Source organism: Variovorax soli, from assembly GCF_031454625.1.
In the GTDB taxonomy this organism is placed as follows: Bacteria; Pseudomonadota; Gammaproteobacteria; order Burkholderiales; family Burkholderiaceae_C; genus Variovorax; species Variovorax soli_A.
The window spans coordinates 97,334-117,367 of the sequence record NZ_JAVDRF010000012.1; the positions used below are offsets into that span (position 1 = coordinate 97,334).

Annotated in this window: 21 protein-coding genes; 11 read left to right on the forward strand and 10 right to left on the reverse strand. The window is 68.1% G+C overall.

Annotation, left to right across the window (positions count from 1 at the left end):
* Positions 1 to 14: 14 nt before the first annotated feature.
* Positions 15 to 1,124 (reverse strand): FAD-dependent monooxygenase, encoded by a 1,110-nt coding sequence (locus J2739_RS22815; protein WP_309905908.1) that lies wholly within the window; start codon positions 1,122 to 1,124, stop codon positions 15 to 17.
* Between the two features lie 70 nt (positions 1,125 to 1,194).
* Between J2739_RS22815 and J2739_RS22820 the strand changes: the two genes are divergently transcribed.
* Entirely contained in the window at positions 1,195 to 2,079 is an 885-nt protein-coding gene (locus tag J2739_RS22820; protein WP_309905909.1) for an MOSC domain-containing protein, read from the forward strand.
* Positions 2,080 to 2,083: 4 nt separating this feature from the next.
* Here the strand turns inward: J2739_RS22820 and rbsD are convergent, their stop codons facing one another.
* From rbsD to J2739_RS22850, 6 genes are read right to left on the reverse strand one after another with little or no spacing between them, the layout of a single operon-like run.
* Positions 2,084 to 2,476: a D-ribose pyranase gene (gene rbsD / locus J2739_RS22825; protein WP_309905911.1), complete on the reverse strand. Its 393-nt coding sequence runs from the start codon at positions 2,474 to 2,476 to the stop codon at positions 2,084 to 2,086.
* Positions 2,473 to 3,426: a ribokinase gene (gene rbsK / locus J2739_RS22830; protein ID WP_309905913.1), complete on the reverse strand. Its 954-nt coding sequence runs from the start codon at positions 3,424 to 3,426 to the stop codon at positions 2,473 to 2,475. Before rbsK ends, rbsD begins: the two co-directional genes overlap by 4 nt.
* A 13-nt stretch (positions 3,427 to 3,439) precedes the next feature.
* Positions 3,440 to 4,486 carry a LacI family DNA-binding transcriptional regulator gene (locus J2739_RS22835; RefSeq protein WP_309905915.1) on the reverse strand — a complete coding sequence of 349 codons (1,047 nt, stop codon included), beginning with the start codon at positions 4,484 to 4,486 and terminating at the stop codon, positions 3,440 to 3,442.
* 7 nt (positions 4,487 to 4,493) lie between these two features.
* The gene (locus J2739_RS22840; RefSeq protein ID WP_309905917.1) at positions 4,494 to 5,516 is read right to left on the reverse strand and encodes an ABC transporter permease; all 1,023 of its coding nucleotides are present in this window, start codon (positions 5,514 to 5,516) and stop codon (positions 4,494 to 4,496) included.
* 8 nt (positions 5,517 to 5,524) lie between these two features.
* Positions 5,525 to 7,060 (reverse strand): sugar ABC transporter ATP-binding protein, encoded by a 1,536-nt coding sequence (locus J2739_RS22845; RefSeq protein ID WP_309905919.1) that lies wholly within the window; start codon positions 7,058 to 7,060, stop codon positions 5,525 to 5,527.
* 24 nt (positions 7,061 to 7,084) lie between these two features.
* Positions 7,085 to 8,038, reverse strand: a complete 954-nt coding sequence (locus J2739_RS22850) for a sugar ABC transporter substrate-binding protein (protein ID WP_309905921.1) — start codon at positions 8,036 to 8,038, stop codon at positions 7,085 to 7,087.
* 204 nt (positions 8,039 to 8,242) lie between these two features.
* On the opposite strand from J2739_RS22850, the gene ychF reads away from it, so the two are divergent.
* Positions 8,243 to 9,334, forward strand: coding sequence for a redox-regulated ATPase YchF (ychF, locus tag J2739_RS22855; RefSeq protein WP_309905923.1), 1,092 nt, complete (start codon positions 8,243 to 8,245; stop codon positions 9,332 to 9,334).
* Between the two features lie 31 nt (positions 9,335 to 9,365).
* Positions 9,366 to 10,040 carry a glutathione S-transferase family protein gene (locus J2739_RS22860; protein WP_309905925.1) on the forward strand — a complete coding sequence of 225 codons (675 nt, stop codon included), beginning with the start codon at positions 9,366 to 9,368 and terminating at the stop codon, positions 10,038 to 10,040.
* A gap of 18 nt (positions 10,041 to 10,058) precedes the next feature.
* Here the strand turns inward: J2739_RS22860 and J2739_RS22865 are convergent, their stop codons facing one another.
* Positions 10,059 to 10,529, reverse strand: coding sequence for a YqaA family protein (locus tag J2739_RS22865; protein WP_309906132.1), 471 nt, complete (start codon positions 10,527 to 10,529; stop codon positions 10,059 to 10,061).
* A 166-nt stretch (positions 10,530 to 10,695) separates the two neighbouring features.
* Here J2739_RS22865 and dusB point away from each other — a divergent pair, with 166 nt between their 5' ends.
* Genes dusB through purH form a run of 3 tightly spaced genes read left to right on the forward strand, consistent with a single transcriptional unit; the run spans position 10,696 to position 13,603 of the window.
* Positions 10,696 to 11,754: a tRNA dihydrouridine synthase DusB gene (gene dusB, locus J2739_RS22870; protein ID WP_309905927.1), complete on the forward strand. Its 1,059-nt coding sequence runs from the start codon at positions 10,696 to 10,698 to the stop codon at positions 11,752 to 11,754.
* A 29-nt stretch (positions 11,755 to 11,783) separates the two neighbouring features.
* Positions 11,784 to 12,020 carry a Fis family transcriptional regulator gene (locus J2739_RS22875; RefSeq protein WP_309905929.1) on the forward strand — a complete coding sequence of 79 codons (237 nt, stop codon included), beginning with the start codon at positions 11,784 to 11,786 and terminating at the stop codon, positions 12,018 to 12,020.
* Positions 12,021 to 12,025: 5 nt separating this feature from the next.
* Positions 12,026 to 13,603 (forward strand): bifunctional phosphoribosylaminoimidazolecarboxamide formyltransferase/IMP cyclohydrolase, encoded by a 1,578-nt coding sequence (gene purH / locus J2739_RS22880; protein ID WP_309905931.1) that lies wholly within the window; start codon positions 12,026 to 12,028, stop codon positions 13,601 to 13,603.
* Positions 13,604 to 13,697: 94 nt separating this feature from the next.
* On the opposite strand, the gene hemL is transcribed toward purH, so the two are convergent.
* Positions 13,698 to 14,996 (reverse strand): glutamate-1-semialdehyde 2,1-aminomutase, encoded by a 1,299-nt coding sequence (hemL, locus tag J2739_RS22885; RefSeq protein WP_309905933.1) that lies wholly within the window; start codon positions 14,994 to 14,996, stop codon positions 13,698 to 13,700.
* Positions 14,997 to 15,023: 27 nt separating this feature from the next.
* Entirely contained in the window at positions 15,024 to 15,983 is a 960-nt protein-coding gene (thiD, locus tag J2739_RS22890; RefSeq protein WP_309905935.1) for a bifunctional hydroxymethylpyrimidine kinase/phosphomethylpyrimidine kinase, read from the reverse strand.
* A gap of 109 nt (positions 15,984 to 16,092) precedes the next feature.
* Between thiD and J2739_RS22895 the strand changes: the two genes are divergently transcribed.
* The 5 genes from J2739_RS22895 to J2739_RS22915 all read left to right on the forward strand — a co-directional run bounded on the left by J2739_RS22895 (position 16,093) and on the right by J2739_RS22915 (position 20,034).
* Positions 16,093 to 16,263, forward strand: a complete 171-nt coding sequence (locus tag J2739_RS22895) for a rubredoxin (protein ID WP_309905937.1) — start codon at positions 16,093 to 16,095, stop codon at positions 16,261 to 16,263.
* Between the two features lie 77 nt (positions 16,264 to 16,340).
* Positions 16,341 to 16,739 (forward strand): response regulator, encoded by a 399-nt coding sequence (locus J2739_RS22900; RefSeq protein WP_309905939.1) that lies wholly within the window; start codon positions 16,341 to 16,343, stop codon positions 16,737 to 16,739.
* On the forward strand, positions 16,739 to 17,104 hold the full coding sequence (locus tag J2739_RS22905) for a response regulator (RefSeq protein ID WP_106559655.1): 366 nt from the start codon (positions 16,739 to 16,741) through the stop codon (positions 17,102 to 17,104). Before J2739_RS22900 ends, J2739_RS22905 begins: the two co-directional genes overlap by 1 nt.
* Positions 17,105 to 17,130: 26 nt before the next feature.
* A complete protein-coding gene (locus tag J2739_RS22910) occupies positions 17,131 to 17,661 on the forward strand; it encodes a chemotaxis protein CheW (RefSeq protein ID WP_309905941.1) in 531 nt (176 codons plus the stop codon).
* Between the two features lie 39 nt (positions 17,662 to 17,700).
* Complete coding sequence (locus J2739_RS22915) at positions 17,701 to 20,034, forward strand: methyl-accepting chemotaxis protein (RefSeq protein WP_309905942.1); 2,334 nt, start codon at positions 17,701 to 17,703, stop codon at positions 20,032 to 20,034.

The window sequence follows — 20,034 nt, forward strand, 5'->3', positions numbered from 1 at the left end:
CGGCCGTGCGCTGCTCATGTCAGACCCATGGCCTGCTTCGCGACCCATTGCTTGATGAGCCGCGTGCGGTCGAAGCCACGCATGCCCCAGTTGCGAAGGGCCGGCAGCGGGTCGGCGTTGTGCGCGAAGAGCTGCTGCAGGCCGTCGGTGGCCAGGCTCATGGCCAGGACTTCGGCGCGGCGCGAGCGTTCGTAGGCGCGCAGCAGCCGGGCGTCGCCCACGCTGCGCCAGTAGTCGCGGTCCTTGATGACCTTGGCCAGCGCCGCGGCGTCGGCCAGGCCGAGGTTGAGGCCCTGCCCGGCCAGCGGATGCACGGTGTGTGCGGCGTCGCCGGCCAGTGCCCAGGCACTGCCGTCGGCAAGCCGGCCGGTCCAGCGGTCGGCGATGGCGCGCTGCAACGGCCATGACGCGCGCTCGCTCACCAGGCGCAGCGCGCCCAGCGCGCCGTGGCTGGCTTCGTGCAAGGCGGCATTGAATTGATCGGCCGTCAGTGCGAGCAGCTCGGGCGCGCGCAGCTGGTCGACCGACCAGACGAGCGCGAGCTGCTTGTCGAGCATCGGCAGCAGCGCGAACACCTCGCCCCGGTCATTGAACCACTGGCGCGCGGCGCCGTCGTGCGGCTCGTCGGCGACCAGGCGGGCGGCGATCGCGTGCTGCGGATAGCGCGTGACCTCATAGCGCACGCCGAGCGTCTCGCGGGTGGCGCTGATGCGGCCTTCGCAGACCACCGTGAGCGGCGCCTGCACGGGCTCGGGCACCAGTTCGATGCGCGACTGGAAGCGCACGGCGTCGGTGAGCTGCTGCTCCAGCGCGGGGACGTCGACGATCCAGGCCAGCGCCTCCACCTTCTGCCGCGCCGCGTGGAACTGCACGCGGCCCCCTTCGTCGCCATGGACCAGCATCTCGCGCACCGGCGTGGCATGCGGCGCGTCGGGCCAGCCGCGCAGCGACTCGAGCAGCGTCTTCGAGGCGGCGTTGAGCGCATAGGCGCGGACGTCCTGCTTCTCGGCCGCGGCGGCAGGCGCCACCAGCGCCACGCGCACGCGCTCGCGCGCCAGCAGCAGCGCCAGCGTCCGGCCGACGATGCCGGCGCCGCGAATGCAAACCTCGGGAGGAAGAGCCATCGGGGCATTGTAGGAGGCCGATGTGCCCGGCGTGCGGGACAATCGCCCGCTTCAGCCAAGGACTCCCGCCGTGACCGCTCCCGCCGATTTCGACCTCCAGGCCACCATCGCCCGCCTCTTCGTCTATCCGATCAAGTCCTGCGCCGGGGTCGACCTGCCCGAGGCGCTGCTGACCGAGACCGGGCTGGAATTCGACCGCGCCTGGATGGTGGTCGACGCCGCGGGCGAGTTCGTCACCCAGCGCCAGCTGCCGCGCATGGCACTGATCCGCCCGCAGATGAAGCATTCCGAGATGGTGCTGCGAGCACCCGGCATGCTGGCGCTGCACATCGCCTTCGACCGGGTCGAGCAGCCGGTTCGCGTGCGGGTCTGGAAAGACGAGGTGGCCGCTTACGACATGGGCGACATCGCGGCCCAGTGGTTCAGCGATTTCCTGGCCCAGCCCGGCCGCCCGCTGAAGCTGCGCCTGGTGCGCTTCGATCCCGAGCAGAAGCGGCTGTCGAACATGAAGTGGACCGGCGGCATCGAGGCGCAGAACCAGTTTTCGGATGGGTACCCTCTGCTGGTGGCGAGCGAGGGCTCGCTGGCCGAGCTCAATGCGCGGCTCGCCGCGCAGGGGCATGCGCCGGTCGGCATCGAGCGCTTCCGCCCGAACATCGTGCTGGCCGGCATCGAGGCGCACGATGAGGATCGCGTGGAGATGCTGCACGTGGGCGCCGGCGAGACCGAGGCGCAGCTGCAGCCGGTGAAGCCCTGCACGCGCTGCCCGATCCCCGACATCGACCCGGCGACGGCCGAATCCAGCGCCGAGGTCGGCAACGCGCTGCGCACCTACCGCCAGGACGCGCGCGTGGACGGCGCGATCACCTTCGGCATGAACTGCATCGTGCGCGAAGGCGTGGAGCAGTGGTTGAAGGTGGGCCAGCCGGTGGCGGCGAACTACCGCTTCGACTGAAGTCCTAGAACACCACGCCCGACACCAGGATCACGTTCGCGTAGGGCGTGCATTCCCCGGTACGGACGATGGCGCGGGCCTGCGCGCTCAGGCGTTTGAATTCCGCGTGCGACACCGTCTGCGGCGCGAGGGCAAGCTGTTGCGCGTACCAGGCAGGCAGGGCGCGGCCGGCACCCAGCGCTTCTTCGGCGAGCACGCTGCGTTCCACCTGCATCTCCGTCAGCACCGCGCGCAGCACCTCGGCGATGCGCGGCACGCCGGGTGTCAGCGCGAGATCGATGCGGCGCGGGCCGTCCGGGATCGGCAGGCCGGCGTCGCCGATCACGAGCATGTCGCCGTGCCCGAGGCAGGCGATCACGTGGGAAAGCTCGGCATGCAGGAGCGGCGTTCGCTTCACAGTGAGATCCAGTCGGGCGGCAGGGGGCTGCGCAGCACCTCGGCGCGGCGCGGGATGGAAGGCTGCGCGCCGGGCCGTGCCACGCATAGGGCGGCAGCGCGGATGCCGAGCTGCACCGCCGCCTCGAAGGGCGTCCCTCGGGCGAGCGCCACGGCGAACGCGCCCAGGAAGGTATCGCCGGCCGCCGTGGTGTCGACGGCTTCCACGCCAGGCGCCGGATGATGGCGGCAGCCTTGCCCATCGACGGCCACGGCGCCCTGCGCACCCAGCGTGACCACCACGCGCTCGGGGCCCCTGGCGCCCAGCGCGCGGGCGGCCACGGCTGCCTCGGCCGGGCCGTGGACCGGAAGCCCGCCGAGCGCCTGGGCCTCGACCTCGTTGACCACCAGCGTGTCGACTTGCGACCAGAAGGCCGCGGGCATGGCCGCGACCGGCGAGGGATTGAGCAGCACCCGGCAGCCCACCCGCGCCGCCACCTCGAGCGCGCGCGCCACCTGCGCCAATGGTGTTTCGAACTGCACCAGCAGGAAGGCGGCGCCGTGCAATTGCTGCGCGAGCGCGGCATCTTCGACCTGCACGCCGGCATTGGCGCCCGGGATCACGACGATGCGGTTCTGGGCACTGTCGTCGACCATGACCAGTGCGACGCCGGTGGGTGCCTGCGCGTCGGTCTGCACGCCCGCGGTGTCGATGCCGTCCTGCGCGAGCGCGTCGCGCAGCGCCCGGCCGTGCGCATCGTCGCCCACGCAGCCGAGCATGCGCACGCGGGCCCCCTGGCGGGCGCAGCCCACGGCCTGGTTGCCGCCCTTGCCGCCGGGCAGGTGGTCGATCGAGTGGCCGTGCAAGGTCTCGCCGGCGGCGGGCGCATGCGGCACGCGCAGCAGCAGGTCCATGTTGAGGCTGCCGAGCACGACGATGCAGGGGGCGGGGTCGGAAGAGGTCGGATGCATCGCAGGCGGAAGATCAGGCGGCGCTCCGGCGCGCCGCGGGTTCGGAGAAGCCGGCATGCCGCGCGGTGGAGCCGCGCACATGCAGCTCGGGCTGCAGCATCACCTTGCGTGGCTCGTGCCGCCGGCCGTCGATGCGTTCGAGCAGCATGTCGACCGCGAGCGCGCCGATGCGCGCTTTAGGCTGGGCCACGGTGGTGAGGGGCGGGCTGGTGAAGCTCGACAGCTCGATGTCGTCGAAGCCGACCACGGAGAGCCCGTCCGGCACGCGCAGTCCGCTCTCGTGGGCCGCGCGCAACGCGCCTATCGCCATCAGGTCGTTGCAGACGAAGACGGCCGAAGGCGGCGAGCTGGTGCGCGCGATGGCATGCATCGCCTCGTAGCCGCCCTGGCTGGTGAAGCCGCCGTGCCACAGCAGCTCGCCTGCGCCGGCGGCCGGCGACAGCCCCGCTTCGGCCAGCGCCATGCGCCAGCCTTCGATGCGCTGCGCGCTCGGCGCCAGCCCGGCCGGGCCGCCGATGCAGGCGATGCGCGTGTGGCCCAGCGACACCAGGTGCCGCGTCGCCAGCAGGCCGCCGTGCATGTGGGCGCTTTCCACCAGGTCGCAGGCCGGATCGTCGATCTCGCGGTCGACCAGCACCACCGGCATCCGGAGGCCGCGCAGCAGCGTGGCGAGCGAGGCGTCGTCGCCGGTCGAGACCACGATCAGGCCGTCGATGCGGCGCTCCGACAGCACCTGGAGGTACACGCTCTGGCGCCGCGGCTCGTCGTCGGTGTTGCACAGCACCAGCGTGTAGCCGGCGCCGAAGCAGCGGTCCTCCACCACCCGCACGATTTCCGCGAAGTAGGGGTTGGAACTGTTGGGGATCAGCATGCCCACGGTGCGCGTCGTGTTGCTCTTGAGGCTGCGCGCCACGGCGCTGGGGACGTAGCCCAGCTCGCGGATCGCCTCTTCGACGCGCTCGCGCACCTTGGCGCTGACGTGTCGCGTGTCGTTCACCACGTGCGACACCGTGGTGACCGACACGCCGGCGCGCAGCGCCACATCCTTGATCGTTGCCATGCGTTCCTCAGGCCGTGCCTGCGCGGCGCTGGCGCAGGGTGTCGATGATCACGGCGGCCACGATCACCGCGCCGGTGATGATGCGCTTGCTGGGCTCGCTGGCGCCGACCTGCGCCAGCCCGGCTTCGAGCACCGCGATGATGAGCACGCCGAAGAAGGTGTTGACGACGGAGCCGCGCCCGCCCATCAGGCTGGTCCCGCCGATCACGACGGCCGCGATCACCTGCAGCTCGATCCCGACGCCGGAGTTGGGATCGGCGGCCTCCAGCCGTGCCGCCTGCATCAGGCCGGCGAGGCCCGCAAGCAGGCCGGTGGCGGCGAAGACGATCACGCGGATCGGGCGCGGGTCCACGCCGGCCAGCCGCATCGCCTCTTCGTTCGTCCCGATGCCCACCACGTAGCGGCCGAACACGGTGCGCGTGAGCAGCAGCTGCCCGACGGCGACGATCGCCAGCGCCAACACGAAGGCGGCCGAGATCCCGCCGACCCAGGGCGCCGCCAGGCCGGCGATCGCGTCGCCCACGTACTGCGTGCGCGACTCGGTCACCAGGTAGGCGCCGCCGCGCACCGCTTCCAGCATGCCGAGCGAGACGATGAAGGTAGGCAGCCGCCAGGCCACCGCGACCGCGCCGGTGATGGCACCGCAGAGAAGGCCCGTGGCCAGGCCGAGCGCTGCCGCCAGCGGCACCGCGAGCTTCCATTGCACGATGGCGGCGGCCGTCACGGCCGCGCTCAGGGCCAGCACCGAGCCCACCGACAGATCGATGCCCGCGATGATCAGCACGAAGGTCATGCCCACCGCCATCACCGCCAGCGCGGGGATCTCGTTGGCGATGGTGACGAAGGTTTCGACCGTGAGGAAGTAGTCGCTCAGGCTGCTGAAGAGCGCGACCATGCCGCACAGCACCAGCGCCAGTCCGATGTAGGTGCCGAGCTGGCTGCGCAGGTTGATGCTCGCGGCCGCGGGTGCGGACGCCGCCGGCGGCGTCGCGTCGGGCGCTTGGGAGGGCGTGGAGACGGGGGATGTCATGAAAGGAGTCATGGGTCCGGAGAAGAAGTCCTCGGGTCGCCGAACGCGGCCGCCAGCAGCGACTGCTCGCTCCATGCGCCGCGCTCGAAGGTCGCCACCAGCCGGCCGGCGCGCATGACGCCGATGCGGTCGCACATCGCCATCAGCTCGCGCAGATCGCTGGAAACCATCAACAGCGCCTTGCCGGCGTCGGCCATCCGGTCGAGCTCGGCATACAGGTCGGCGCGCGCGCCGACGTCGACGCCGCGCGTGGGCTCGTCCAGGAGCAGCACATCGCATTCGCGGTGCAACCAGCGCGCGAACACCACCTTCTGCTGGTTGCCGCCGCTGAGCGTGGCGACCGGCTGTTCCTCGCTGCGCGAACGGATCCGCAGCGTCTGCACCAGCCGGCGCGCGATGCCGCGCTCCTTGCCGGCGCGCAGCCAGCCGCCGCGTGCAACGGCACCGAGATCGCTCAGGGTCGCGTTCACGCGAATCGACTGCGGCAGCAGCAGGCCCTGCGACTTGCGGTCCTCGGTGACCAGGCCGATGCCGGCGCGGATGGCCTGCATCGGCGAGCGGAAGCGCCGTGCCTTGCCGGAGAGCGTGATCTCGCCGCGGTCCGCGGGGTCGGCGCCGAAGAGCAGCCGCACGAGCTCCGTGCGCCCCGAGCCCACCAGCCCGGCCAGGCCCATCACCTCGCCGGCGTGCAGCGAGAGATCGACATCGCGCACCGCCTGGGCACGGCCCAGGCCGCGGGCGCTCAGCAGCACCGGCCCTGCGGGGCGGCGCGGGCGGCCCTCGTGCTCGTGCACGGCGCGACCGACCATGCGCTCGACCAGTTCGGATTCGCGCACGCCCGCCATCGCCCGCACATCGACCAGGCGGCCGTCGCGCAGCACAGCGACGCGGTCGGCGATGCGCTGCAGTTCCTCGAGGCGGTGCGACACGTAGACGATGCCCACGCCGCGAGCCTTGAGCAGCGCGATCTGCTCGAACAGGTGCGCGGTCTCGCGCGGCGTGAGCATGGCGGTGGGTTCATCCAGCACCAGCACGCGCGTGTGGTCCTGCAGGTTGCGCGCGATCTCCACCATCTGCTGCTGGCCGATGCCCAGGCGCGCGACCGGCGTGGCCGGGTCGATGTGCTGCATGCCGATCTTCTCGAGTTGGCGCGTGGCGAGCGCATGCAGCTCGCCGCGGCGCAGCCAGCCGGCACGCTGCGGCAGGCGATCCAGCAGCAGGTTCTCGGCCACCGAGAGCGTGGGCACCAGGCCGAGCTCCTGCATCACCATGCGAACGCCCTGGCGTTCGGCCTCGCGGCGCGAGCCCGGCCCAAAGGGCGCGCCCGCCAAGGTCATGCGCCCGCGCGTGGGGACCACGAGGCCGCAGACGATCTTCGACAGCGTGCTCTTGCCGGCGCCGTTCTCGCCGGTGAGCGCGAGCACCTCGCCCGGGCGCAGCGCGAGGGATACGCCATCGAGCACGGGCGCCGCGTAGTCCTTGCCGATGTCCTGCAGGGACAGCAGCTCGGCGCCGGCAGGCGCATCGGCGGCGGTGTCGGCCATGCGCGGGCTTTCTGTCGTTTTCGATTACTTGGAAGTCTTGGTGACCAGCACCACGTCCGTCTTGATCACGGCGGGCATCGAAGCCTGCGGCGTCTTGTCGGCCAGCGCCGTCAACGCGGTCTCGATGCCGAACACCGCCTGCTTGGCCGCGAACTGGTCGGCCGTGGCAAGCACGCGGCCATCGGCCAGCATGGGCTTGATGGCGCCGATGTTGTCGTAGCCCACCACCTGCACCTTCCCGGTCTTGCCGGCGGCCTTGACCGCGGCGACCGCGCCCAGCGCCATGCTGTCGTTACCGGCGAGCAGAGCCTTGAGGTCGGGATGCTCGCGCAGCATGCCGGCGGCGACCGTGTTGCCCTTGTCGATTTCCCATTGGCCCGACTGCACGCCGACCACCGTCACGCCCGCGGCCTTCATCGCGTCCTGGAAGCCCAGCGTGCGCTGCTGCGCATTGAAGGTGGTCGAGACGCCTTCGATGATGCCGACCTTGTCGCCGGCCTTCAGCGTCCTGGCCAGCTCGTCGCCCACCAGCCGGGCGCCGGCGCGATTGTCGGGGCCGACGAAGGGGACGGTGATGTTCTTTTCCTTGAGCGCCGCGGCATCGAGCTGGTTGTCGATGTTGACCACCAGGATGCCCTTGTCGATGGCCGCCTTGACCACCGGCACCAGCGCCTTGGAATCGGCCGGCGCGATCACCAGGGCATTGATCTTCTGCGCCACCATCTGCTCGACCATCTTGATCTGGGCCGCGGTGTCGGTCTCGTCCTTGATGCCGTTGGCGATCAGCGTGTACTGCGAGGCATGCGCCTTCTGGTGGGCCTTGGCCCCGTCTTCCATGGTGCGGAAGAATTCGTTGGCCAGCGACTTCATCACCAACGCGACCTTGGGCTTGTCCTGCGCGAAAGCGGAAGTGGCCGGAAAGGCGCCGAGCAGGGCGACGGCGGCGGCGATTTGAATCGAGCGGCGGGTGAGCTTCATGGGTTTGTCTCCGGAGATGATGGATCGGGTGGCTTGGCCCCGAGGCGCGATCTTAAGCAAAACCGGCAGGGGGAAACGTTTGCGCAAACGTTTTCGTCTCAGGTTTTTCCCGGGTGCCGCTGCCCATCCGCGGCCCCGGAAGCCTGCCTCGGAGTGCACCGCCTAGAATCTCGGGTTCCCCCAAGCAATCCTGAAAGTCCCGCCATGAGTCTCCAGTGCGGCATCGTCGGCCTGCCCAACGTCGGCAAGTCCACCCTCTTCAACGCCCTGACCAAGGCTGGCATCGCGGCCGAGAACTATCCCTTCTGCACCATCGAGCCGAACGTCGGCGTGGTCGAAGTGCCCGACGCGCGGCTGGGCCAGCTGGCCGAGATCGTGAAGCCGGAGCGCATCGTGCCGGCGATCGTCGAGTTCGTCGACATCGCGGGCCTGGTGGCCGGCGCGAGCAAGGGCGAAGGCCTGGGCAACCAGTTCCTCGCGCACATCCGCGAGACCGATGCCATCGTCAATGTGGTGCGCTGTTTCGAGGACGACAACGTGGTTCACGTGGCGGGCAAGGTCGACCCGATCTCCGACATCGAGGTGATCCAGACCGAGCTGTGCCTGGCCGACCTCGCCACCGTGGACAAGGCGCTGCAGCGCCACACCAAGACTGCGCGCTCGGGCGACAAGGAGGCGATCAAGCTGGTCGCGCTGCTCGAGAAATGCCAGGCGGCGCTCAACGACAACAAGCCGGTGCGCACCATCGAGTTCAGCAAGGAAGACAAGCCGCTGATCAAGCAGTTCTCGCTGATCACCGCCAAGCCCGCGATGTTCGTCGGGAACGTGGCGGAGGACGGCTTCGAGAACAACCCCTTCCTCGATCGTCTGCGCGAGTACGCGGCGGCGCAGAACGCACCGGTGGTGGCCATCAGCGCCAAGATCGAGTCGGAGCTGGCCGACATGGACGAGGAGGACAAGAAGATGTTCCTCGCCGAGATCGGGCAGGAGGAGCCGGGCCTCAACCGGCTGATCCGCGCGGCCTACAGCCTGCTGGGCCTGCAGACCTACTTCACCGCCGGCGTGAAGGAAGTGCGCGCCTGGACCATTCACATCGGCGACACGGGCCCGCAGGCGGCCGGCGTGATCCACACCGATTTCGAAAAGGGCTACATCCGCGCCCAGACCATCTCTTTCGCCGACTACATCGCCTACAAGGGCGAACAGGGTGCGAAGGATGCCGGCAAGATGCGGGCGGAAGGCAAGGAGTACGTCGTCAAGGATGGGGACGTGATGAACTTCCTGTTCAGCGCCTGAGCGCGTTCTTGTCACCCGGCCCGCGATACACATGATCACCGTCCACCACCTCAACAACTCCCGCTCGCAGCGCGTGCTGTGGCTGCTCGAAGAGCTCGGGCTTCCCTACGAGATCGTCTACTACCAGCGCGATTCCAAGACCATGCTCGCGCCTTCCAGCTTGCGCGCGATGCATCCGCTGGGCAAGTCGCCGGTGGTGACCACCGACGACGGGCTGGCGCTCGCGGAGTCCGGTGCGATTCTCGAATCGTTGGTCGAGCGCTACGGCAACGGCCGCCTCGCGCCCGCGGCGGGCACACCCGAGGCGCTGCGCTACCGCTACTGGATGCACTACGCCGAGGGCTCGGCCATGCCGCCGCTGCTGTTGAAGCTGATGTTCGACCAGATCGAGAAGGCGAAGATGCCCTTCTTTGCCAAGCCGATCGCCAAGGGCATCGCAGCCAAGGCGAAGGCGGCCTTCATCATGCCCAACATCACGAACCATCTGAACTTCATGGAAGGCGAGCTCGGCAAGAGTGAATGGTTTGCTGGCGCTGACTTCACCGGGGCCGATATCCAGATGAGCTTTCCAGTCGAGGCGGCGCTGGCGCGGGGCGGGCTCGATGCCCAGCGTCCGAAGCTGATGGCCTACCTCGAACGCATCCACGCACGGCCTGCCTACCAGCGCGCACTGGAGCGCGGCGGCCCTTATGGCCTGTTGAGCTGAACCGCGCGCGCCGGTGCGTCAGTTCGGCCAGATGTGGAGCAGCGCTATTGTCATGGTGATATAGCGCGCGAACTTGCCGATCGCCATATAGATGACGCACGGAAAGAAGGAAAGCTTCAGCCAGCCCGCGACGGCGCACAGCGGATCGCCCACGAGGGGGAGCCAGGCCAGCAGACAGGCCTTGGGCCCCAGCTTCTCGAGCCAGGCCAGCACGCGCATGTGGTGCTTGGAGTGCGAGTACTTGTCCGCGACCTGGTGCGCGGCATAGCCCATCCACCAGTCGACCATGCCGCCCAGGGTGTTGCCCGCCGTCGCGACACCGATGGCCGACCAGAACAATTCGGGATTGAGCTTCAGCAGTCCGAAGAGCGCCGGCTCGGAGCCGACCGGCACCAAGGTGGCCGAGACGAAGGCTGCGATGAACAGGGTACTGAGCCCGAATTGAGGGAGCGCCAGAAGCGCAAGTAGAGATTCGAGCCAGGCTTGCATGTGCGCCGGAGTATAGAAAGATGCGGCGATATGTGGCGTGGACTTATAGATCGTCAAGCTCGGAAGCCCGCCGATAAATCTGCAAATCGTTGCAGCGGCGGCCTTGCGGCACCGCTACAATCGTGCCTCATTTTTCAGCAGCATCCGGCGCTCGCCACTTTCCTCCATGACCCTGCAGATCGGCAACATCGTGCTGGAGAACCGTCTGTTCGTCGCCCCCATGGCGGGCGTGACCGACCGGCCTTTCCGCATGCTTTGCCGCGAGCTCGGCGCGGGCTACGCAGTGAGCGAGATGGTCACGTCGCGCAAGGAGCTGTGGGGCTCGCTCAAGACCTCGCGCCGTGCCGATCACGAGGGCGAGCCGGGCCCCATTGCAGTGCAGATCGCCGGCACCGATGCGGCCATGATGGCGGAGGCGGCGCATTACAACATCGAGCGTGGCGCGCAGATCATCGACATCAACATGGGCTGTCCGGCCAAGAAGGTCTGCAACAAGTGGGCCGGCTCGGCGTTGATGCGCGACGAGCCGCTGGCGCTGCAGATCGTCGAGGCGGTGGTGAGTGCCGCGGCGCCGCACGACGTGCCGGTCACGCTCAAGATGCGCACCGGCTGGAGCGAGGACCATCGCAACGCGGTGGCACTGGCGCGCCGCTTCGAGGACGCGGGCGTGCGCATGCTCACCGTGCATGGCCGCACGCGCGAACAGGGCTACAAGGGCGAGGCCGAGTACGAGACCATCGCGGCCGTCAAGTCCGCGGTGCGCGTGCCGGTGGTCGCCAACGGCGACATCGACTCGCCCGCGAAGGCGCGCGAAGTGCTGGCGCTCACCGGTGCCGATGCGCTGATGGTGGGTCGCGCCGCGCAGGGGCGGCCGTGGATCTTTCGCGAGATCGCGCATTTCCTCGCAACCGGCACGCAGCTCGCGCCGCCGCTGGTGGCCGAGGTGCGGCGCCTGCTGCTCGAGCATCTGCAGCAGCACTACGCGCTCTACGGCGACTACAGCGGCGTTCGGACCGCGCGCAAGCACATCGGCTGGTACGTGCGCACCCTGCCGGGCGGCGAGCGGTTCCGCAGCGAGATGAACGCCATCGAAGATTGCGACGCGCAGTGGCGCGCGGTCGCGGACTTCTTCGATGTGCTGGCGGCACACATGGACCGCATTCCGCCCGACGATGGCGGCGGCGAGCGAACGCCCAGCGATGAGCAGGCCGACGCGTTGGCATGACGTGAACAAGATAAGAAGAGCAGAGGGCCATGAGCAAAAAACACATTGAAGACTGCGTGCGAAGCAGCCTGGACAGCTACTTCCGCGATCTGCGAGGCACCGAGCCCGACGGCATGTACGACATGCTGGTGCGCGTGGTCGAGAAACCCTTGCTCGATGTCGTCATGGCGCGGGCCGAGGGCAACCAGTCCAGGGCCGCCCAATGGCTGGGCCTGAACCGCAACACGCTGCGCAAGAAGCTGGTCGAACACAAACTCTTGAAATAGGCCCCATGGCACTGACTGCACTCATCTCCGTCTCCGACAAGACCGGCATCCTCGAATTCGCGCAAGCCCTGCATGGCCTCGGCGTCCGTTTGCTGTCCACCGGCGGCACCGCCAAGCTGCTGGCCGATGCCGGCCTGCCGGTGACCGAGGTGGCCGAGCTCACGGGCTTTCCCGAAATGCTCGATGGCCGGGTGAAGACCCTGCATCCCAAGGTTCACGGCGGCCTGCTGGCGCGGCGCGATGTGCCGGCGCACATGGCCGCGCTCGCGCAGCACGGCATCGGCACCATCGACCTTCTGGTGGTCAATCTCTATCCCTTCGAGGCCACGGTCGCCAAGCCCGGTTGCACCCTGGAGGATGCGATCGAGAACATCGACATCGGCGGGCCGGCCATGGTCCGCAGCGCCGCCAAGAACTGGAAGGACGTGGGCGTGCTGACCGACGCCTCGCAGTACGGGGAGGCGCTGGCCGAGCTGAAGGCCGAGGGCCAACTCAGCCGCAAGACGAAGTTCGCCTTCTCGGTGGCTGCCTTCAATCGCATCAGCCAGTACGACGGCGCGATCAGCGACTATCTCTCCGGCTTGCAGGAAGACGGCACGCACGCGCTGTTCCCGGCGCAAAGCAACGGACGCTTCGTCAAGCTGCAGGATTTGCGCTATGGCGAGAACCCGCACCAGCAGGCTGCCTTCTACCGCGACCTGTACCCGGCGCCAGGCTCGCTGGTGAGCGCGAAGCAGCTGCAAGGCAAGGAGCTCAGCTACAACAACATCGCCGACGCCGACGCTGCCTGGGAATGCGTGAAGGGCTTCGACACGCCCGCCTGCGTGATCGTGAAGCATGCGAACCCTTGCGGCGTGGCGATCGGCAAGGACGCCCACGAGGCCTACTCCAAGGCCTTCAAGACCGACCCGACCTCGGCCTTCGGCGGCATCATCGCCTTCAACCGGCCCCTGGACCGCGCCGCTGCCGAGGCTATCTCCAGGCAGTTCGTCGAGGTGCTGATGGCGCCGGGCTATGCGCCCGAGGCGCTCGAGGTGTTCAAGAGCAGGGTCAACGTGCGCGTCCTCGAGATCGCGCTGCCGCCGGGCGGCAAGAGCGCCTGGGAGCAGGGCCGCAACGCGGTGGACGTCAAGCGCGTCGGCTCGGGGCTGCTGATGCAGACGGCGGACAACCGCGAGCTGACGCTCGACGAGCTCAAGGTGGTGACGAAGAAGCAGCCGACGCCGCAGCAGCTGCAGGACCTGCTCTTCGCCTGGAAGGTCGCGAAGTACGTCAAGAGCAACGCCATCGTGTTCTGCGCCGACGGCATGACCATGGGTGTGGGCGCGGGCCAGATGAGCCGGCTCGATTCGGCCCGCATCGCGAGCATCAAGGCACAGCATGCCAACCTGTCGCTGCAAGGCACGGCGGTAGCGAGCGATGCCTTCTTCCCGTTCCGCGACGGGTTGGATGTGGTGGTCGATGCCGGCGCAAGCTGCGTCATCCAGCCCGGCGGCTCGATGCGCGACCAGGAGGTGATCGACGCCGCGGACGAGCGCGGCGTCGCGATGGTCTTCTCAGGCGTTCGCCACTTCAGGCATTGAGGCGCCGCGGCGCGGCTGGTGCTGGCCCTCTGCCAGCCGTCGAAGCCCCACCGCGGCATCCACTTCAGCCGGGGCAGGAGCTTTCGCGGGGGCCTTATGCGTGCCGCTGGAACCCTTTGAAGACCTCGCGTGCGGCCTCGATGGTGGCCGAGAGGTCCTCGTCGCTGTGGGCCGCGCTGACGAAACCTGCCTCGTAGAGCGCCGGCGCGATGTAGACGCCACGTGCCAGCAGGCCATGGAAGAGGGTGTTGAATCTCGCGCTCTCGGTAGCCATGACTTGGGTGTAGTTCTGCGGCAATTGCGCGAGCAGGAAGAACCCGAACATGCCCCCTTCGCTGTCGGCGCTGAAGGGCACGCCTTCTGCCTGCGCGGCCGCCTTCAGGCCGTCGATAAGCGTACGCGTCTTTCGTGACAGCGCATCGAAGAAGCCGGGTTTCGCCACTTCCTTCAGTGTGGCGAGGCCACAGGCCGTGGCCACGGGGTTACCCGACAGCGTGCCGGCTTGGTACACCGGGCCAAGAGGGGCCAGCTGCTCCATGATGTCGCGCGGCCCGCCGAAGGCCGCCAGCGGCATGCCGCCGCCGATCACCTTGCCCAGCACCGTGAGGTCAGGCCGGATGCCCAGCACGCCTTGAGCGCCGTGCAGGCCGACGCGAAAGCCGGTCATGACTTCGTCGAACACCAGCAGCGCGCCATGCTGCGTGCAGAGTTCGCGGCAGCGCTGCGCGAAGGGGCCGCTCGCGCGGACGAAATTCATGTTGCCGGCGATGGCCTCGATCATCAGGCCGGCGATCTCGTGACCGTGCAGCGTGAAGGCTTCCTCCAGCTGCGCGGTGTTGTTGTACTCGAGCACCAGCGTGTGCTGCACCACCTCGGGCGGCACGCCGGCCGAGGTCGGGTTGCCGAAGGTCGCGAGGCCCGAGCCCGCCTTGACCAGCAGCGCGTCGGCATGGCCGTGGTAGCAGCCTTCGAACTTGATGATGTACTTGCGGCCGGTGGCGCCGCGCGCCAGACGCAGTGCGCTCATCGCGGCCTCGGTGCCCGAGCTCACGAGGCGCACCATCTCCATCGAGGGCACGAGCGCGAGGATGGCCTCGGCCAGCTCGATCTCGCGCTCGGTCGGGGCGCCGAAAGAGAAGCCTTCGGTCACCGCGCGCTGCACCGCTTCCACCACCGCGGGGTGGCCGTGGCCCAGGATCATCGGCCCCCAGGAACCGATGTAATCGATGTAGCGCTGGTCGGCGGCGTCCCAGAAGTAGGCGCCCTGCGCGCGCTTCACGAAGCGCGGCGTGCCGCCGACGGCCCGGAAGGCACGCACGGGCGAGTTCACGCCGCCGGGAATCACGGCGCGGGCGCGCTCGAAGAGGATGTCGTTGGGATCGGTGTTCGGCATAGGGCGGGAGCCTGGAGGACGGCTCGTCTAGTGGCGGGTGTCGTGCGGGGGCAGGGCGAAGTCGGCGGGGGAGGCGGACGCCTCGTTTTCGGCATCCTCCTCGGGCTGGGCCCAGAAGAGGCGGTCCGGCAGCACATGGCCCATGCCGGGGCGGAAGCCCGCGTCGAGGCAGCGGTCCATGTAGCTCAGCGCCTCGGTGGCGGCCGCGGCGAGGTCGGTGCCGCTGGCCAGGAGCGCAGCCAGCGCGCCCGAGAGCGTATCGCCGGCGCCTGCGAAAACGGCATCGAGCCGCTCGTATTTTTCGCTGGCGAGCACCGACTGCGGCGAGGCCAGGACGTTGTCGAAGTACTGGTCGGGCAGCACCATGCCGGTCACCAGCGTGTAGGGCACGCCCACTTCGCCGGCGGCACGCGCGATATCGCGTGCGCTCGGCGGGCGTTCGCCGGCCCAGTCGGGCAGCAGCCAGCGCCACAACGTGCTGTGATTGCCGACCAGCACGGTGGTCTGCGGCAGCACGAGCTCGCGGAAGGCGTCGAGATAGGCTTCGATCTGTGCGTCCTCCCACCAGGAGAGATTGGGCATGTAGGCGACAACGGGAATCTCGGGGTAGTCGGTCGCGGTCTCGGCCACGGTGCTCAGGTTCTCGGGAGATCCCACGAAGCCCACCTTGATCAGCTGCACCTCCACGTCCTCCAGGATGGTGCGCGCCTGCTCTGCGACAGCCTCCTCGTCGAAGGGAAAGTGGTCGAAGATCTCGGCGGTATCGCGCACGTAGGCGCCGGTCACGACCGGCAGCATGTGGGCGCCGACCGAGGCGATGGCGACGGCATCGCAGGCGAGGCCGCCAGCACCGCTGGGGTCGCTCGCATTGAAGACCAGGACGCAGGGCGGGTTCGCCTCGTTCTCGCTGCTGACTTCGTCGCTGGCGGGGTCGGTAAGATCGCTCACTTTGTCGCCTTGCTCCGGTGGTAATAAGGAAGTTGTCATGCGCAGCGGGGCTCGGCAGATGGTGGCGTATCTGAGACGCTTGTCACGTGATTTTGAGATACGTTTGGATACGATCGTTGCATTCTATGAACAGGGACTTTAAGCTGCGATGAATACGAAAACCTGGATGTGCCTGATTTGCGGGTGGATCTATGACGAAGCGGTTGGGGTGCCAGAAGATGGTATTGCGGCTGGCACGCCATGGGCAGATGTTCCGATGAATTGGACCTGTCCCGAATGCGGCGCCCGCAAGGAAGACTTCGAGATGGTTGAAATCTGAAGCATGGCATAGGGCCGTGCTTCTTGCGCCCCGCGAGGGGCGTTTCGGTCTTAGAGTGTCATAAAGGAGCGGCGAGAATGAACTCGAACGGATCCGGTTACAAGGTTCTCGTCATCGACGACAGCAACACCATTCGGCGCAGCGCCGAAATCTTCCTCAAGCAGGGCGGCCACGAGGTGCTGCTGGCGGAGGACGGATTCGACGCGCTGTCGAAGGTCAACGACCACAAGCCGCACCTGATCTTCTGCGACATTCTCATGCCGCGTCTCGATGGATACCAGACCTGCGCGATCATCAAGCGCAATGCCACCTTCTCCAATGTCCCCGTCGTGATGCTCTCGTCCAAGGACGGCGTGTTCGACAAGGCGCGCGGCCGCATGGTCGGCTCGCAGGACTACCTCACCAAACCATTCACCAAGGACCAGCTGCTGCAGGCAGTGCAGCAGTTCGGCGTCGTTTCGCAGGAAGTGCAGTAATGGCTATTCGCAAAGTGCTCGTGGTCGACGACTCCAAGACGGAGTTGATCTTCCTGACCGACCTTCTTCAGAAGAACGGCTTCTCGGTAAAGACCGCCGAGAACGCCGAGGACGCCATGCGCCGCCTCGAGGAAGAGCAGCCCGACCTGATCCTCATGGATGTCGTGATGCCGGGCCAGAACGGCTTCCAGCTCACCCGCGCGATCGCGCGCAACCCGCAGTACGCGTCGGTGCCCATCATCATGTGCACCAGCAAGAACCAGGAAACCGATCGGCTCTGGGGTATGCGCCAGGGCGCTCGCGACTACATCGTCAAGCCGGTCAATGCGGCCGAGCTGATTGCCAAGATCAGCGCGCTGGCCTGAGCGCACGGCTCTTTTTCTTCTCGTTCATGGCCAACCGCGACGCTCTACGCGCTTTCCAGTCCCGGCTCGCCAGTCGCCTGCAGGCGGCGCGCACCTCGGGTGTATCCGCCTCCTGGCTCGCGGTGGAGGCGGGCGAGGCAAAGTACCTGTTCCCCCTCGGGCATGCCGGCGAGATCTTCCCCTGGACTCCGCCCCAGTCAGTGCCCTACGCACAGCCCTGGTTTCTCGGGGTCGCCAACCTGCGCGGCGGCCTTTACGGCATCGTTCAGCTGTCCACCTTTGCTTCCGGCGAGCCCCCATCCGCGGGCAGCGAGGCGGCGCGGGCCCAATCGCGCCTCGTGGCGCTCAACGAAATGCTGGAAGTCAACTGCGCCTTGTTGATCGACCGGCTGGTGGGGCTGCGCGGCGTGGAAGCCTTCACCGCATCGCAGGCGCCGGACGGCGACGCTCCTGCCTGGCTGGGGCATGCGTACACCGATGCGGCTGGTGAGCGCTGGCAGGAAATCAACCTGCAGGCGCTGTCGCAGCAACCGCAGTTTTTGAGTATCGGCGCCTGAGTGCTGCGCCTTGCACCGACCACTACCTAAGGACCGACCGTGAGCTCGATCGCCGACAAGTTCAAGAAATTCCTGCCCGCGGGTGGCGACACCATGCGTGTCGATAGCGGTTCGACGTTGTCCCTGGATGGCGGCGAAACCTTGCAACCACCCGAGGAGAAGACGGTGCGCATCCGACGTGATTCGCCGTCCGAAGCGACACCCGAGTCGGTGGTCCTCGCCATGGACGCCGCCAACGACCACTCCCCGGCCATGACGATCGACAACGACCCCGTGCTGGCCGAAACCCCGGGCGCCGCGCCCGCCCAGCCGGCGGCCGGCGGCGGCTCGCTGCGCTCCAACCCTGCGCGCCAGCAGCGCGTGCTGGCCATCGTGCTCGCCGCCGTGGTGCTCTTGCTGTTGCTGGTGGCCGGCTCCGCCATCCTGCGCGCCGAACGGCTGGCGCAGCAGGTGGCTGCCACCGGCCAGTCGCTGATGCAGTCGCAGCGCCTGGCCAAGTCGGTGTCGCAGGCGCTCGTGGGCAACGTCCCGGCTTTCACCGAGGTCAAGGAAAGCTCGGACGACCTCACGCGCCGCGTGCAGGGTCTGGCCAATGGCGATGACGCCCTCAAACTGGATCGGGTGGGCAATCAGTACGAGTCCGAACTCGCCAAGATCACGCCGCTGGTGGAGCGCGCCGACAAGAGCGCCAAGGCTGTGCTGGCGCAGCAGAAGATCCTGACGCAGGTCGGCACCGCGTTGCGCGACATCAACCGCCAGTCCTCGGACCTGCTCGAGATGACCGAGACCGTGGCCTCGCTGAAGATGCAGCAGAACGCGACGCTGCCCGAGATCTCGGCCGCCGGCCAACTGGTGATGCTGACGCAGCGCATCGGCAAGTCGGCCAACGAATTCCTGACGGTCGAGGGCGTGAGCCCCGACGCCGTGTTCCTGCTCGGCAAGGACCTGAACACCTTCCAGGAAGTCACACGCGGGCTGCTCGAGGGCAATGCCCAGCAGCGCCTGCCCGGCACGCGCGACGCGCAGACGCGCCAGCAGCTCGAGGCGATCCTCAAGACCTACGAACAGACCCGCACCCAGGCCGGCGCCATCCTGGGCAACCTCCAGGGCCTGGTGGCCGCCCGCGAAGCACAGGCCGCCATCCTCGCCGACAGCGAACCGCTGCGCACCTCGCTCAGCGACCTGCAGGAAAAGCTCTCGGCCCGCACCGGCCTCGGCGCCGGCACCGTGGTGATGCTCTTCGTGCTGTCGCTGGCCGCCTTGGCGCTGGCCGGGGCGATCGGCTTCGTGCAGGTGCGCGAGGGCCGCGAGCGTGCACTGGCCGCCGAACGCGAACGGATCGCTGCCGAGCGTGCCAGCGAAGACGCGGGCCGCGTCAACGCCGCCAACCAGGCGGCCATTCTGCGGCTCATGAACGAGTTGCAGACGGTGGCTGAAGGCGACCTGACACAGGAAGCCACCGTGACCGAGGACATCACCGGCGCCATCGCCGACTCGGTGAACTACACGGTGGAAGAGCTGCGCTTGCTGGTGGGCAACGTGCAGAACACGGCCACCCGCGTGGCGCAGACGACCTCGCAGGTGGAAAGCACCTCGACCGAGCTGCTGGCCGCCTCGACCGAACAGCTGCGGGAGATTCGCGAGACCGGCCAGTCGGTGCTGACCATGGCGGAACGCATCAACGGGGTGTCCTCGCAAGCGCAAGAATCGGCCACTGTGGCACGGCAATCGCTGCAGGCCGCGTCGTCGGGCCTGCAGGCCGTGCAGAACGCGATCGGCGGCATGAACTCGATCCGCGACCAGATCCAGGAAACCTCCAAGCGGATCAAGCGACTCGGCGAATCCTCCCAGGAGATCGGCGAAATCACCGAGCTGATCTCGGACATTACCGAGCAGACCAACGTACTGGCCCTGAACGCCGCCATCCAGGCCGCATCTGCCGGTGAAGCCGGCCGCGGCTTCTCGGTGGTGGCGGAGGAAGTGCAGCGCCTGGCCGAACGCTCCGCCGACGCCACGCGCCAGATCTCGGCGCTGGTGAAAGCCATTCAGACCGATACGCAGGATGCAGTGGGCGCCATGGAGCGCTCCACGCAGGGCGTGGTCGAGGGGGCCAAGCTCTCCGACAATGCCGGTACCGCGCTGTCCGAGATCGACCGCGTGTCGCGCCGGCTCGCCGAGCTGATCGAGCAGATCTCGCAGTCTGCGTCTCGCGAAGCCGATTCGGCCAACGTGGTGGCTGCCAACATCCAGCACATCTTCGCCGTCACCGAACAAACCGGCGAAGGCACGCGCACCACCGCCCAGCAGGTGCGCGAGCTCTCGCACATGGCCGAGGAACTGCGCCAGTCTGTGGCCCGCTTCAAGATCAGCTGA

Coding starts and splice junctions, on each gene's coding strand:
- J2739_RS22900 (WP_309905939.1), top strand. CDS start 16,341: ATGAACTCGAACGGATCCGGTTACAAGGTTCTCGTCATCGACGACAGC.
- ychF (WP_309905923.1), top strand. CDS start 8,243: ATGAGTCTCCAGTGCGGCATCGTCGGCCTGCCCAACGTCGGCAAGTCC.
- J2739_RS22905 (WP_106559655.1), top strand. CDS start 16,739: ATGGCTATTCGCAAAGTGCTCGTGGTCGACGACTCCAAGACGGAGTTG.
- J2739_RS22845 (WP_309905919.1), bottom strand. CDS start 7,060: ATGGCCGACACCGCCGCCGATGCGCCTGCCGGCGCCGAGCTGCTGTCC.
- hemL (WP_309905933.1), bottom strand. CDS start 14,996: ATGCCGAACACCGATCCCAACGACATCCTCTTCGAGCGCGCCCGCGCC.
- purH (WP_309905931.1), top strand. CDS start 12,026: ATGGCACTGACTGCACTCATCTCCGTCTCCGACAAGACCGGCATCCTC.
- J2739_RS22860 (WP_309905925.1), top strand. CDS start 9,366: ATGATCACCGTCCACCACCTCAACAACTCCCGCTCGCAGCGCGTGCTG.
- dusB (WP_309905927.1), top strand. CDS start 10,696: ATGACCCTGCAGATCGGCAACATCGTGCTGGAGAACCGTCTGTTCGTC.
- J2739_RS22895 (WP_309905937.1), top strand. CDS start 16,093: ATGAATACGAAAACCTGGATGTGCCTGATTTGCGGGTGGATCTATGAC.
- J2739_RS22850 (WP_309905921.1), bottom strand. CDS start 8,038: ATGAAGCTCACCCGCCGCTCGATTCAAATCGCCGCCGCCGTCGCCCTG.
- thiD (WP_309905935.1), bottom strand. CDS start 15,983: ATGACAACTTCCTTATTACCACCGGAGCAAGGCGACAAAGTGAGCGAT.
- J2739_RS22865 (WP_309906132.1), bottom strand. CDS start 10,529: ATGCAAGCCTGGCTCGAATCTCTACTTGCGCTTCTGGCGCTCCCTCAA.
- J2739_RS22875 (WP_309905929.1), top strand. CDS start 11,784: ATGAGCAAAAAACACATTGAAGACTGCGTGCGAAGCAGCCTGGACAGC.
- J2739_RS22910 (WP_309905941.1), top strand. CDS start 17,131: ATGGCCAACCGCGACGCTCTACGCGCTTTCCAGTCCCGGCTCGCCAGT.
- J2739_RS22815 (WP_309905908.1), bottom strand. CDS start 1,124: ATGGCTCTTCCTCCCGAGGTTTGCATTCGCGGCGCCGGCATCGTCGGC.
- J2739_RS22840 (WP_309905917.1), bottom strand. CDS start 5,516: ATGACATCCCCCGTCTCCACGCCCTCCCAAGCGCCCGACGCGACGCCG.
- rbsK (WP_309905913.1), bottom strand. CDS start 3,426: ATGCATCCGACCTCTTCCGACCCCGCCCCCTGCATCGTCGTGCTCGGC.
- J2739_RS22835 (WP_309905915.1), bottom strand. CDS start 4,486: ATGGCAACGATCAAGGATGTGGCGCTGCGCGCCGGCGTGTCGGTCACC.